The organism is Paenilisteria rustica, assembly GCF_013820765.1.
Lineage (GTDB): Bacteria > Bacillota > Bacilli > Lactobacillales > Listeriaceae > Listeria_A > Listeria_A rustica.
The window spans coordinates 177,045-190,908 of record NZ_JABJVM010000002.1; the positions used below are offsets into that span (position 1 = coordinate 177,045).

The 13,864-nt window shown below is 39.8% G+C and carries 16 protein-coding genes; 8 read left to right on the forward strand and 8 right to left on the reverse strand.

The genetic code is table 11. The features are described 5' to 3' along the window. Positions 1 to 152 precede the first annotated feature (152 nt). Genes HPK16_RS02785 through HPK16_RS02795 form a run of 3 tightly spaced genes read left to right on the forward strand, consistent with a single transcriptional unit; the run spans position 153 to position 2,185 of the window. Positions 153 to 917, forward strand: a complete 765-nt coding sequence (locus tag HPK16_RS02785; protein ID WP_181675493.1) for a metal ABC transporter ATP-binding protein — start codon at positions 153 to 155, stop codon at positions 915 to 917. Beyond that, on the forward strand, positions 898 to 1,773 hold the full coding sequence (locus HPK16_RS02790; RefSeq protein WP_181675494.1) for an iron chelate uptake ABC transporter family permease subunit: 876 nt from the start codon (positions 898 to 900) through the stop codon (positions 1,771 to 1,773). Before HPK16_RS02785 ends, HPK16_RS02790 begins: the two co-directional genes overlap by 20 nt. Continuing rightward, on the forward strand, positions 1,757 to 2,185 hold the full coding sequence (locus HPK16_RS02795) for a Fur family transcriptional regulator (protein ID WP_036094139.1): 429 nt from the start codon (positions 1,757 to 1,759) through the stop codon (positions 2,183 to 2,185). The genes HPK16_RS02790 and HPK16_RS02795 overlap by 17 nt, the downstream gene beginning before the upstream one ends. 20 nt (positions 2,186 to 2,205) lie before the next feature. On the opposite strand, the gene HPK16_RS02800 is transcribed toward HPK16_RS02795, so the two are convergent. Together HPK16_RS02800 and HPK16_RS02805 are read right to left on the reverse strand one after the other, a co-directional pair. After that, positions 2,206 to 2,802 (reverse strand): 3'-5' exonuclease, encoded by a 597-nt coding sequence (locus HPK16_RS02800; protein WP_181675495.1) that lies wholly within the window; start codon positions 2,800 to 2,802, stop codon positions 2,206 to 2,208. Between the two features lie 32 nt (positions 2,803 to 2,834). Then, positions 2,835 to 4,376, reverse strand: coding sequence for a glycine betaine uptake BCCT transporter (locus tag HPK16_RS02805; RefSeq protein ID WP_181675496.1), 1,542 nt, complete (start codon positions 4,374 to 4,376; stop codon positions 2,835 to 2,837). Between the two features lie 383 nt (positions 4,377 to 4,759). On the opposite strand from HPK16_RS02805, the gene HPK16_RS02810 reads away from it, so the two are divergent. Continuing rightward, positions 4,760 to 5,431, forward strand: coding sequence for a peptidoglycan recognition protein family protein (locus tag HPK16_RS02810; protein ID WP_181675497.1), 672 nt, complete (start codon positions 4,760 to 4,762; stop codon positions 5,429 to 5,431). 52 nt (positions 5,432 to 5,483) lie between these two features. On the opposite strand, the gene ispG is transcribed toward HPK16_RS02810, so the two are convergent. Both ispG and HPK16_RS02820 read right to left on the reverse strand, forming a co-directional pair. Then, positions 5,484 to 6,596, reverse strand: coding sequence for a flavodoxin-dependent (E)-4-hydroxy-3-methylbut-2-enyl-diphosphate synthase (ispG, locus tag HPK16_RS02815; RefSeq protein WP_181675498.1), 1,113 nt, complete (start codon positions 6,594 to 6,596; stop codon positions 5,484 to 5,486). A 246-nt stretch (positions 6,597 to 6,842) separates the two neighbouring features. Further along, positions 6,843 to 7,631, reverse strand: a complete 789-nt coding sequence (locus HPK16_RS02820) for a DUF1189 domain-containing protein (RefSeq protein WP_181675499.1) — start codon at positions 7,629 to 7,631, stop codon at positions 6,843 to 6,845. 158 nt (positions 7,632 to 7,789) lie between these two features. Between HPK16_RS02820 and HPK16_RS02825 the strand changes: the two genes are divergently transcribed. From HPK16_RS02825 to HPK16_RS02840, 4 genes are all read left to right on the forward strand, one after another. After that, on the forward strand, positions 7,790 to 7,969 hold the full coding sequence (locus tag HPK16_RS02825) for a hypothetical protein (RefSeq protein ID WP_181675500.1): 180 nt from the start codon (positions 7,790 to 7,792) through the stop codon (positions 7,967 to 7,969). After that, a complete protein-coding gene (locus tag HPK16_RS17165; RefSeq protein WP_425487914.1) occupies positions 7,932 to 8,384 on the forward strand; it encodes a GNAT family N-acetyltransferase in 453 nt (150 codons plus the stop codon). The genes HPK16_RS02825 and HPK16_RS17165 overlap by 38 nt, the downstream gene beginning before the upstream one ends. A 216-nt stretch (positions 8,385 to 8,600) precedes the next feature. After that, the gene (locus tag HPK16_RS02835; protein WP_220132239.1) at positions 8,601 to 9,209 is read left to right on the forward strand and encodes a superoxide dismutase; all 609 of its coding nucleotides are present in this window, start codon (positions 8,601 to 8,603) and stop codon (positions 9,207 to 9,209) included. Between the two features lie 189 nt (positions 9,210 to 9,398). Next, a complete protein-coding gene (locus HPK16_RS02840; RefSeq protein ID WP_181675502.1) occupies positions 9,399 to 11,561 on the forward strand; it encodes a penicillin-binding transpeptidase domain-containing protein in 2,163 nt (720 codons plus the stop codon). Positions 11,562 to 11,675: 114 nt separating this feature from the next. On the opposite strand, the gene HPK16_RS02845 is transcribed toward HPK16_RS02840, so the two are convergent. The 4 genes from HPK16_RS02845 to HPK16_RS02860 form a co-directional block, all read right to left on the reverse strand. After that, complete coding sequence (locus HPK16_RS02845) at positions 11,676 to 12,071, reverse strand: hypothetical protein (protein WP_246369214.1); 396 nt, start codon at positions 12,069 to 12,071, stop codon at positions 11,676 to 11,678. Positions 12,072 to 12,364: 293 nt separating this feature from the next. Beyond that, positions 12,365 to 12,760 carry a hypothetical protein gene (locus HPK16_RS02850; RefSeq protein WP_181675503.1) on the reverse strand — a complete coding sequence of 132 codons (396 nt, stop codon included), beginning with the start codon at positions 12,758 to 12,760 and terminating at the stop codon, positions 12,365 to 12,367. Between the two features lie 150 nt (positions 12,761 to 12,910). Further along, positions 12,911 to 13,357, reverse strand: a complete 447-nt coding sequence (locus tag HPK16_RS02855; protein WP_181675504.1) for a hypothetical protein — start codon at positions 13,355 to 13,357, stop codon at positions 12,911 to 12,913. Between the two features lie 12 nt (positions 13,358 to 13,369). After that, positions 13,370 to 13,858, reverse strand: a complete 489-nt coding sequence (locus HPK16_RS02860; protein WP_181675505.1) for a hypothetical protein — start codon at positions 13,856 to 13,858, stop codon at positions 13,370 to 13,372. Positions 13,859 to 13,864 lie beyond the last annotated feature (6 nt).

Genomic DNA, 13,864 nt, shown 5'->3' on the forward strand with positions numbered 1-13,864 from the left:
ATAGTTGTGTTTTCCCTTTATCGGCCTTCATTAATCATCTGATAAACGAATAAAAATGATAAATAGGAGTGATTACGATTTACAGGTTCCCTATTTTTATGTATACTAGGTAAAGTAGTGATTTTTAAGTATAGAAGGAGTTTTTTCAAGGTATGGATGAGATATTAAAGGTAGCGAACATTTCCTACCATTATGATAAAGAAGAAGTGCTCCAGAGAATCAACTTATCAATCAAAAAAGGCAGCTTCACGGGGATTATTGGGCCGAATGGTTCTGGGAAATCGACGTTGCTGAAACTGATTTTAGGTCTTCTAAAAACGCAGCAAGGCGAGATTACCTTGTTCGGGAAGCCACATGCAGACTTTAAGGATTGGTCTAAAATTGGCTTCGTATCGCAAAAGTCGAATGCGTTTAACGGGGCTTTTCCTGCGACCGTGAAAGAAGTCGTGTCTAGTGGTTTGGTGAAGAAGAAAGGGATGTTTCGCCGCTTGAACCGCCATGATTTTGAAGCGGTCTACGAGGCGCTGGATATTGTGGATATGAGACGGTTCGCGGGGCGGAATATTGGCGAGCTTTCTGGTGGGCAGCAGCAACGTGTTTTTATCGCCCGGGCGCTTGTGAGTAAGCCGGAAATGCTGATTTTGGATGAGCCCACGGTTGGGATTGATGCGCAGAATGTGGCTTCTTTTTACGAGTTGTTGAAAGAGCTGAATGCGAAAGAGGACATTACGATGTTGCTCGTGACGCATGATATTTTAGCGGTGAATTCGTATGTGGATCATATTGTCAGCATGAATACGAAGGTGCTTTTTGACGGAACCGCGGTTGATTATCAGCTGTATTTAGAGGAACGAGAACTTGAGGCGCTTGAGGCGAGTCGGATTGGAGTGACACATTGTGATTGCGAACCTGTTTGAATATGATTTTATCCGAAATACATTTATCGTCGGCATCGTGATTGGGATTGTGGCACCGCTTTTAGGAAGTTTTATCGTAGTTCGGCGGCTTTCATTGATGGCTGACGCGTTAAGTCACGTCAGTTTGGCCGGCATCGCGGTGAGTCTCTATTTGAGCAAGATGTATTTACCACTCGTGGCGCTTAATCCGCTTTATCTCGGCTTTGGATTTGCAGTTGGCGGGTCCTTATTAATGGAAAAACTGCGCAATGTGTATAAGCAATTCCAAGAACTGGCGATACCGATTATCATGTCGGCGGGGATGGGATTCAGTGTTATTTTTATATCACTTGCTAATGGCTTTAATACCGACTTGTTCAGCTACTTATTCGGAAGTGTCAGCGCCGTGAGTACCTCGGATATGTGGACGATTTTGGCGACTGCTTTTGTTGTATTAGTCACTGTATTTTTCTTGTATAAAGAACTATTTTTGCTATCATTTGACGAAGAGTACGCGAATGCATCAGGAATTCCTGCAAAAGTGGTAGACGTGATTTTCATGCTTTTAGTAGCGCTCGTAATTGCATCCAGCATGCGTATCGTTGGGATTCTACTCGTGTCGTCCTTGATGACATTGCCTGTAGCAGCCGCAATTCGTATCGCTAAAGGCTTTAAACAGACAATTGCTTATGCGATTCTATTCGGGGAAATATCGGTTATAGGCGGCCTTGTGAGTGCCTTTTACCTCGACCTAGCTCCGGGTGGTTCGATTGTTATTATCTCTGTGCTCATTTTAGTTATAACGATTAGTGTTCAAAAAGTGAAACAAAAACTGGCGATAGCCGAAAGAAGTGATTCGAATGTCTCTAACAGCTAATGAAGCGTTGCAATTAATGAAACGAAAAGGATACAAACATACGGATAAGCGCGAATTTCTAATCAATCTTTTTGCGCGAAAAAATCGTTACATGACGGCAAAAGAAGTTTTGGAGTGCATGAAAGAGGATTTTCCAGGGATTAGTTTCGATACGATTTACCGTAATTTGTCTTTATTTGTAGAATTGGATTTGTTTGAGGAAACCGAGTTGTCGAGTGAGAAACATTTCCGATTATCGTGTGCACATGAAGAACATCATCATCATTTTATTTGTATGGAATGTGGAAAAACGCGTGAAATTCGGATGTGCCCGATGGATTTTCTGGAAGAAGCATTGCCGGGATATCAAGTGGAAGGCCATAAGTTTGAAGTGTATGGAAAATGCCCAGATTGCTTAGCGAAAGTTGGATGAACACACGAAAACGCGCCCCATTAACGGGAACGCGTTTTTTTCTTGGTTACAAAATTAGTACCATTTATTTGTCCAAACTGATAACCAATCGAATCGACTAACTCGGGAATCGTGTTTACTTGCTGGATATTGGCGAGTTCACACACGATATCAGCCGCAACGATGGAATCTTCCAACGCGTGGTGATGCTCAAATGTGATACCAAAATAGTCAGCAACAAGATTTAATTTATGCGAACGTAACGGCAATATTTTTTGTGATAACACGCAGGAACAGAAGTACAAATTTGCGGGTAATGGCAAACCGTATTTCTCTGTTGTAGCGCGGAAAACATTGATATCAAACGTTGCAAAATGCGCAGCAACGGGTAAATCCCCGATAAATTTCATAATACTCGGATAGACTTCCAACCAGTTTGGCGATTCCCACACATCTTCTGGATAAATCCCATGAATTCGAATGTTCGATGCGTAGAAATCTTCTTCAGGATTGATTAATTGATAGTATTCGGAATGCTTTTCGCCGTTCAGATATTTGACCATCCCAATGGAGCAAGGACTAGTCCGCGAACCATTCGCAGTTTCAAAATCAAGAACGACATAGTTTAAATCTTTCATCTTGTCTTCACTCCTTCTCGTCCATCATACCTCTAAGAATTTGACTTGCGCAAGGATTTTGGTTTGATATAGAGGCCAAGGTCGCGCCGTTCTTTTCGCAGTGCTTTGGACAGTGAGAGCATCATCAAAAGCATGATAAACGAAAACGGTAGGGCGACGATGATAAGCATATTTTGCAAGCCTTCTAAACCCCCACTGAAAAGTAGAATCGATGCGATCAGCGACTGGATAATGCCCCAAATAAATTTGACACGATTGGCAGGGTTCATCACGCCATTCATCGTTTGCATGCCGAGCACGTACGTCGCAGAGTCAGCCGATGTGATGAAAAATACGCCAATCAAGAAAATCGCGATCACAGATAATAGTGAGCCAAGGGGCATATGATTGAATGTCCCGAACAGGACTTCCTCGGTTTTCAGTTGCGTTAAGTCGAAGCCAGCACGTTGCACGGATGTAGAGGCGGTTCCAAAAACGGAGAACCAAACGATACTAAGTAACGTTGGTAATAAAATAACGCCAGCTAAAAATTCACGGATTCGGCGACCTTTGGAAACACGCGCGATAAAAATACCGACAAACGGTGACCAAGAAATAAACCAAGCCCAATAAAAAATCGTCCAGTTATTAATCCACTCACGACCCGCCGCATCAACTGGCGAAGTCCGGAAGCTCATGCCGACAAAATTTTGCATATAAGCACCTGTAGCATCGGTCATCATGTTCAGTGTCAGCAGGGTTGGGCCAACGATAATGACGATAATCATCAGCAGAACCGCCAACACCATATTCGTATTACTGAGCCACTTCATACCGCGACCAAGCCCACTCATGGCAGAGGTTAAAAACAGGACGGTAACGATCGCAATGATTATAATCTGTACTTTAAAACTAACTGGAATATCGAATAAGAAGGATAAACCACCGTTGATTTGTGTTGCACCAAAGCCAAGCGTCGTTGCGACACCAACAATCGTCGCGAATACCGCGATTACATCAATTGTCACACGGACAGAAGGCTTCATCCATTTTCCGAGAAGTGGATCAAGCGTTGCGCTAATTAATCCAGCCTTATCATGTCTAAACTGGAAATAGGCCAGCGTTAAGCCAACGAAAGCGTAAATCGCCCAAGCATGAATTCCCCAATGGAAAAAGGAGAAACGGAACGCGTCCATTAACGCCTGATTCGTTCCAGGTTCTGCCTCAGGACTCGAAATCGCATAATGAGATAATGGCTCTGTCGCGCCCCAAAACACAAGCCCAACGCCCATTCCAGCGCTAAACAGCATACCGAACCAAGAAATAGTTGAATATTTCGGTTTTTCTCCAGCTTTACCGAGTTTGATCGATCCAATCGGACTGAAAATCAAGTAAAAACAGAAAATAACGATGACTGAAACGAAAATTAAGTAGTACCAGCCAAATGTTGTCGTAATAAAATTTTGAATGTTCGCGGTTACGCTAGCTAAGCCTGTTGGCGTTAGAATGCCGATTGTAACGAAGATAAGCGTGATGGCCAGCGTGATCCAAAACACATTTGTAATTTTGTGCGAAGTTTCCTTTTTTGTTCCCATAATTCCTCACTTTCATTGCCAGATAAATTTCTGTGTAGAATCTAGCAAATAAACAAGAACGAAACGGTGAAATAGTTCCATTCGGGTTTGTATTATAGTTGACCTTAACTATGGTAACAAAGATTGACGGTGAAAGCAAATGAGCTTCCTATATACAAATAACTCGTTTAGTAACTTTGTTAAGAATAGGAACACGGCACCAGAAAATGATTTTTTAGTTCATTTTATTGATAATCGGATGAAATAAAATTGCATTTTGGCAATAATGTAGTATAATTAGGAGGTTGATGGAAATATAAGTGATGGATGAGTTTATCTCGATTGAAAAGCTTGTCTTTCTCCAACAAGAATGAAAACGATTACTAAAAAGGGAGATGGTAGTTATGAAGAGATTGCTGGGTAGTGCTATGGTAGGAATATTGGTATTAGGATTAGTCTTCACTGTTGGTCAAGTAAAAACGAAGGCTGAGCAAAGAGATGAAATTGTACCTCCTGAAGTTACACCCACTATTGAAGTTAGGCATGTTTTTGAGGATATCCCAGATTTTCCGCACATACCGTATCGTAATGGTATTGGGATGCCAGAAGGTGTTGTATTACACTCGACTGGGGACACAAGTAGGACATTAGAAGAATGGATTCAATATGAACAAGATACATGGAATAATGCATTTGTACATGCTTTTGCCGATGAAAATAGTGTCGTTGAAATTGCGGATACAGATTATATTGCATGGGGAGCAGGATCTGTTGCAAATCAACGTTTTATTCACATCGAATTAGTAGAGTACCCAGAAGGAACAGAGAGAGAAGTTGTATTGAAATCGATTGAACAATACGCAAATTATGTAGCGACCATGTTACATAAATATAATTTAGGATTACCTGATTTTATGGATGAAGATGGGGAGGGAAATGTTATCACGCACCAGGGAGTAACAACTTGGTTGGGAGGAACAACGCATACAGATCCTTATAATTATTTACCCAATTGGGATATCTCAATGGATTACGTGATTGATAGAATTAATTACTATTACAATTTAAATAGTTAAACCAAAAATAAAACGTCGATGCTACCTATGAGCATCGACGTTTTTGTTGTGTTTATTTTGCAGCTTCGGCTTCCTCAGCAGCTTTTTTTGCGAAATATTCATCGGCTAGGATATCGATCTCTTTCTTCAATTCCTCAACCATTGTTTCCTCAGGTACTTTACGAACGATTTTACCGTGACGGAAGAGAAGTCCTTCACCACGAGCACCGGCGATTCCGATATCTGCTTCACGAGCTTCACCAGGACCGTTTACGGCGCAACCGAGCACGGCGACTTTAATCGGTGCTTTGATTGTGGAAATGTATTCTTCTACTTCATTTGCAATACTGATTAAATCGATTTCGATACGACCACATGTTGGACAAGAGATAAGTGTCGCAGCATTGGACGAAAGACCGAATGATTTCAACACTTCACGCGCTACTTTGATCTCCTCTACAGGATCAGCAGACAGGGAGACACGAAGCGTATTTCCGATGCCTTTGCTAAGAATCGCACCAAGACCGACGGCACTTTTGATACCTCCGGCGAATTGTGTACCTGATTCTGTGATACCTAAATGTAGCGGATAATCGAATGCTTTCGACGCCAAATCGTACGCTTCAATTGCCAAGTTCACATCGGATGCTTTAAGCGAGACGATGATATCATGGAAATCGAGGTCTTCTAGAATTTTGATATGATCGAGGGCGCTTTCTACCATACCTTCTGCAGTCGGATAGCCGTATTTCTCGATGAATTTCTTCTCAAGACTACCAGCGTTGACCCCAATACGAATCGGAATCCCTTTTGCTTTGGCCGCGTTCACGACTTTAACAACACGATCACGACGACCGATATTTCCTGGATTAATCCGGATTTTGTCGACACCAGCATCGATTGCTTTTAAAGCTAAGCGATAATCGAAATGAATATCAGCTACGAGTGGAATCGAAATTCTGCTTTTTATTTCTGCAAGGGCATCCGCCGCGCGCTCATCAGGGACGGCGACACGAACAATTTGGCACCCAGCTTCTTCGAGACGATGAATTTCAGCAACTGTTGCCTCTACATCGTGCGTTTTCGTTGTGGCCATACTCTGGATAAATAACTCATTACTACCGCCTATGGTCAAATTACCAACCTTTACGGGCCGTGTATTTGATCTATGTGTTCTTTCTGTCAAAGCGATTCGCTCCTTATAATCCTAACTTGCAGGATTTGTTATTATTAATGCATTACTAATCATACCACTATTCGTGTGAAAAATCATCCATCTTGTTTATTAGAAATTGGTGAGAAAATGGCATTGTGTCACCATTATAAGAATTTGAAAAGGCTAAAAAAGGAAACTTTAACACCAATTATTATACATTGTATCAAATGGAAAGACTATATCCAGTCGCGCCAGATACAGTCTTTTCCGATTGAACTATTTGACAGGTTGCTTCTGGTCTGTCGGTGGAATTTGCCGTATAACTAGGAAAATAATGAAGAAGCTAACGGCCATGTTGATAGTGGAGAGGTACGGAACCGCGATTTGGAACCAATACATAATCATCGTGAACACAGCAGCAAGCGTCATACTGTACGCCGCAATATTCCAGTTGTTGAAATAGCTGATTCCCATACGACCAAATCCGCTCATAATGTAGCCGAATAGGGCATAGAGTGCGACTTTGAAGAAGGATACAAGAATCATCGCGATTAAAATAATACCGAGTAAAATCGGGATAAAGTATTTTGACAAGTCTTCCATTGACTGGTAGAAACTCACCAAATCATCTTTGGATTTAATTCCCGCAGTCGCATAACTTACAGATTGGTCCACACCAGGCGCTTTAATATAAATTTTGTCCGATAAAAAAGCAATCGCGCTGTCGGCAGAACCAAGTTGGTTGTCGACTTGATCTGTGGTCAAACTATCTGTCGAGTCGAAGTAGAAAAATACGCTACCTTGGTCGATGGTAATTGGTTTGTCCGCATCAGAAACGAGTTTTCCATCCTCCACCGTGAAATCAGGGATGTCATTTTTAATCGTATCCGCGCCAACTTTCATGGCATCATTTGCAGCAGTCGCTGTGTGGTAGCCGATTGGTAAAAAAATCAGAATCGAAATGAGAATTATGTAAAGAATCGATTTCCATATTTTATCCGCTCGAAATGTGGCAATGTCTTCTGGGGAGTAGATACTTTTTGCAAAACGTTTGAAAATATTCATTTGTTTGTGATGCACCTCATTCTTGGTTTATTTATATAGTAGAAAACGTAAAATCTTAGTTCTTTTCTATAATAGCTTGAAATAGGAGAGATTGCAATTGTTGAGGGTATTATTTGTGTAGGAATCATACTATAATGAACGGGAAGGAAGGTGATTATATGGCAATATACACGCGAGAAATTCCAAAAGTGACTGGCAAAGATGCAGAGCTATTTTTAGCTAAGATGGCACACTCGGAGAAAAGGAAACAACGTGCTTTGGAACGTAAACACCTTCAAGACATTGCCGTATATGGCGAGCATGTGGCAAGAGAGCTTAACAACAAAACTGATAACTGAGTTTAGCGCTAGAGATATAAGAGAGAACTTCTATAGTTTTAATTGTGATAATTCTTCGTTATCCAGTTATTTATATAGAAGTTCTTATTTCGATTCTCTAAATTTTGTTAACTCTACTTCAGTGTTAGTTAATGAAGTTGGAACGGTTAGGGGCTATTTCACACTCAAACAAGATAAACTTAGAGTACAGGATTTGGAATATGCAGCGCTCCGGATTGAAAGATTTGCAGTCTGTGAAACTATCCAATTAAATGGTCTAGGTAGGGTGATGATGAAGGAAAGTGAAACGTATGCTAGAGCTACAAGTCTAAGATTTCTAATGTTAGAGACGTTGCATGAAAGTAGGAATTTCTATTACAAGACTGGCTTTTCGAAACTTGTTGTTATGCTAAGAAATCGTATTTTGATTTCTTAGCATAATAATATAAGTGAGAGCACAGTGAGCATTCGTACATTGGCCTAACAAATTTTTTGGAAACTGACGAGCCCGCTCAGCTTTTCAGATAAGCATTTAAATTGCAACCGTCGTCTTGTAGTGATAACCTTGTACTTGTAGGGAAAAGTGGACTAAGTATCTCATTTGGAAGTGCTTGCTTTTTCGAAAAACATATATCAAGGAGGAGTTTTTATTATGACATACGAATTACCTAAATTAGCTTACACATACGATGCTTTGGAGCCGAATTTTGATAAAGAAACAATGGAGATTCACTATTCGAAACATCATCAAACATACGTAACGAAATTAAATGATGCATTAAAAGGACATGACGATTTAGCTGCTAAATCTATCGAGGACTTGGTTGCTGATTTAAATAGTGTTCCTGAAAACATCCGTACTGCTGTTCGTAACAATGGCGGCGGACATGCGAACCACACATTCTTCTGGGAAATTCTTAGCCCACAAGGTGGCGGCGAACCATCTGGCGCGTTAGCAGATGCGATCAACGCAACATTCGGTAGCTTCGAGGATTTCAAAACGAAATTCGCTGATTCAGGCGTTGCACGTTTCGGTTCTGGTTGGGCGTGGCTAGTAGTGAAAGATGGCAAATTGTCTATCATTTCTACAGCAAACCAAGATTCACCGTTAACAGAAGGCTACACACCAGTTATCGGTCTTGACGTTTGGGAGCACGCATATTACTTGAAATTCCAAAACGTTCGTCCAGAATACATCAAAACTTTCTGGAACGTAGTAGATTGGAACAAAGCTGGCGAGAATTTCGACGCAGCAAAATAATCTAAAATAAGAGCCGTGTGCGTGAAAATGCATGCGGCTTTTTTGCGTGGAATTTGGAATGGCGACCAAAGTTAAAGATGCCTTTAACTTTTCTTAATGATTTTCTCATCAAACTCTAGTGGTAATCTCGCCAAAATTCAGATACAATAGAGAATAGATGAGTGCTGAAAAAAGGAAGGATTGTGACACGTGAAAAATAGATTTATTAAAAAGACCGACAAACCGAAGAAGAAAAGGCAAGTGATTCCGCTACGCTTGAACATCCTATTTTTCGTGATTTTTATATTATTCTCAGCCTTGATTTTGCGCCTTGGTGTGGTTCAAATCGTTCAAGGGGAAACATATAAGCGTCAATTAGAGGAAACGGATGATGTCAGCGTGACGAAAAATGTGCCGCGTGGCGTTATTTATGACCGGAATTATAACCTATTAGTGGGGAATTCAGCCGTGAAATCGATTACGTATACGCGTAGTCAGAAAACACAAGCGACAGAGATGATTGCTGTTGCGAAGAAGTTGGATAAACTAGTCGCAATTACGCCCGAGAAATTGACGGAACGCGATTTGCAAGATTATTGGATTTTGACGCATCAGAAAGAATCCATCGCACGCCTTAGCAAAGCCGACCAAACTTTGGACGGCGGAAAAGTATATAAGAAACAAATTGCAGGCGTGACGCCAGATGATTTGGCTAGTCTGACTGACGAGGACAAACGTATCGCGACGATATACAAAAAGATGACGGCAGGTTATGCGTTATCACAAGTAGCGCTGAAAAGTAAAGGCGTGACAGATGAGGAAATCGCGAAGGTAAGTGAGAATTTAGAAAGCTTGCCAGGCGTTGATACGACAACAGACTGGAATCGTTTTTATACGTATGACGAAACATTGCGTTCGATTTTAGGCAGCGTATCGACGGAGAAACAAGGTATCCCGAGTGACAAAGTGGATTATTACTTAGCACAAGGTTACAGCCGGAATGACCGCGTTGGCCGGAGTTATTTGGAAGCACAGTATGAATCTGTGTTAGCTGGTCAGAAATCGAAGTCTAATAGTGTCCTGGATAGTAGTGGGAATATTATTGAGACCGTTGAGAAGTATGAAGGGTCGAAAGGTAAGGATTTGGTCTTGTCTGTAGATGTTGAGTTGCAGAAGAAGATTGAAGAGATTTTGAAGAAGAATATGAAGATTGGTAAAGCTTCTGGAGGGTCTGATTTGTTTGACCGTGCATTTGCAGTGGCGATGGATCCATATACTGGTCAAGTTTTGGCATTAGCTGGACAACAGATTAATGATAAAGGTGAGTATGAGGATTATTCACTTGGAAACTTTACTTCAGCATACAATATGGGATCTGCTGTAAAAGGTGCGACTGTATTAGGTGGGATAATGGATGGAGCTATCTCTGAGAACACTGTATTTGTAGATAAACCAATAGAATTTAAAGGTACAGATAAAAAAAGTTCATGGTTTAACCGTAATGGAGAGCGTTCATTATCACTGGATCCAGTCGGGGCTTTGGAGATTTCGTCCAACTCTTACATGTATCAGACTTCAATGAAGATGGCGGGGGCAAATTATGTTTATAAAGGTCCGTTCCGAGCATCACCAGATACATTTAATAAGATGAGATATTATTATAATCAGTTTGGCTTAGGAGTAAAGACTGGTATTGACCTTCCAGGAGAACAAATCGGCTTCAAAGGGGATGATAAGACGATGGGTAAAATTCTCGACTTTTCTATTGGTCAGTATGACTCATATACACCATTACAATTAGCTCAATATGGAGCTACTATTGCAAATGGTGGTTCTCGAATCGAACCAACGATGCTGAAAGAAATTCGTGATCCAAGCACAAATGGAGATACTGTCGGAAAGGTAGCAACAGAAATCGAACCAAAAATCTTAAATCAAGTTGGCGCTCCAACGTCAGCGATTAAAGAGGTTCAAAAAGGTTTTTATGAAGTTACTCATGGCGGAAATGGTACAGGGAATAAATATTTTAATGACGTTCCCGTTGAAGTTGCAGGTAAAACAGGTACGGCTCAAGCATTTTATGATGGTCCTAAAAAAGGAAATGCAATGGCGAGTGTTTGGAATACAACGTTTGTTGGATATGCTCCAGCTGAGAAGCCAGAGATATCTATTGCTGTAGTAGTTCCTTGGGGGTACAGGGATAATGGAAGTACAGACCCTAAGGTTAACATGAAAATTTCTGAGGAAATATTTGAAGCATACTATGATTTGAAAAAGGAAAGAGCAGAGGCTGGTAAAGATTCATCAAAAGTTGATCAACCAATTAATAATAAGGCCGCAGCTGCAGCTGCACAATCTAAATTGAACGATTAGTATTTTGCTAGGGAGTTCGATTCTATTTATCTTAGTAGATGGATACTAAGATGTAATGAAAATAGGTTGGTAGGACTCTGTTAACTTTGGAGTCCTACCAACCTATAAATAATTCTACCTCTGCACGTTTAAATAATTTGTTAATTCGGAATGATATCTTTGTGGTCCCCAATATGTGTCAACATGAACATCGTATTTCCCTGCTGAAAGCCCTTTTAGTGAAAATGAAACTTTGTAATTTCCATATTTGAAGGTTTCAATTTGCTTTATTGGTGTGTTATTTCCTTTTTTGTACAACATTACAAGTACTCCGTTTGAAGTTGGGCTTACTCCAGTCACGACGATGGATGTTGCATTTTTAGAGTAATTATTGGCATCTGTTTGAAACTTTAAATTTGAAGATCCTTTTGACCCCATTGCAAATGCTTCAGTCGATGAAACCCCTAATACCCCCGCGAATACCAACCCTACAATCAATAAAAATGGTAAAAATTTTTTTCTAAAACTCATTACATTCTCTCCCATCAATATTTTTTTGAACTACTCCCTAATCAACAATATTAATATGTATATAGCAAATAGAACTATACTTATCATACTGTTAATTGGTGATAGATACAACTATAATCTATATAAGACCTATATTATTTCCAAGAATAATATGGGTGAATTTGTTATAATCGCATGGATGGGATATCTTTATTCCCAATTTTGATACAAAGTAACTTTACTTGGCTAATTTGCTATTTTAAAATTTTTTTGCATAATGGGTCGAAATTATTCATTATTTATACTAAATAGGGTCAATTCCACTCACCCAATTCACTCGCAACCATCTGAATAATACGATTTTGCATGTTATATGCAGTTCGACGGCTTACGTGGATTTTTTGTGCGATGCCTTCCATTGTTGTGTTGGAGTTGGTGCGCCAATATCGTAGTTTAATGAATTCTTGGTATGGATCACCGAGCGAATTCAGATTACGGATGACATTTTCTATACATCGGACTACGGTTGAAAGCCTTTCAATCCTAATATCCAGATGAAGCGTGTTATGGGAAGGGGATTGCGGATTTTTGTCGTGTGTTAAGTATTGTGTTAACTCATTGATACGCTCTATCATTTGGGGATAATTAATAATCTCATGCTCGATATAACGATAAATTTCTTTCGGCATGGTTTTAGTTGCTGTTGTCATATTATGACCTCCATTCATCTTTAATATAGGTTTATTATACAACGGATTTCATCTCTAAACCTGTCTGAAATCGCCCATCTTTATTTTTATTTTGGACAGTAAAAAAGCATCGAAAAACGCTATTATATCAACGTTTTTCGATGCTTTTATTTAGAAATCGATCACTGCATTTTGTAATTCTTTTAGGTAACGTTTTTTTAGAATGACTTCGATGACTTGGACGATTCGATCATATTTTCGTCTGCGGTGAGTTAGTATTGAATGGGTTAGGAGTGGTACCTGCACTCTAAGCAAAATATGCTCTATCAATATTCCTAACAATAAGCCAAATGCAATCGCGATAATTTTAATGTTTCCTTGGTATAGATAAACAAAGTACACAAGTAAGCCGCCCAAGAAAGAGTAGATGACAATAAACCTAAGCATGAAAAATAGGCTGATCGACATACTACCAGAAAGATAGGCTTTTAAACGCTCTAAATCATTTAAAGATAATTTGTCTAAGGTTTCATTTAGAGTAGCTTCATCATCAGCAACATCTACTGTAGTAGAAAGTAGTTGGGCAAATTCTTTACGATTTGAATTTGATATTTTCAAGGGATGTCCCTCCTATAAACTATCTTTTAGGGGTTTAATGTCTTCGGATGGAGCAAATTTTTCTAGTGTGTTCTTTAACTCATCTTCATAGCGCTTGTTTAGTATAATATCAGTGATTGTAATAATGCGATCATATTTCGTTCTATTAAATGCAAGAGATATGTGTTTATGGATCGGTTTTCTAGCCAGTAGCAAACGAAGAAACTCTAAAACACAAGTAACAGAAAATAGTGCCCAAAAAAAGAAAACAATCAAATTAGACTGATACGTACTGAAAAGGAAAATTAACATTCCAGAAAGAAATGAACCGATTATTATTTCTCTTTGCCTAATTGCTACAACGCGTGTAGCAGAACCTGAAAAATATGTTTTTACTTTTTCTAGCTCTTCAAGAGGAAGCCTATTTAGAGCGTAGCAAAGTGACTCGATATTATCGGACTGCTCAATTAACCCTGTTACAAGATTTGAAAAATTTTCAAGCTCTATCTTTGTTATTTTCAATGGTGA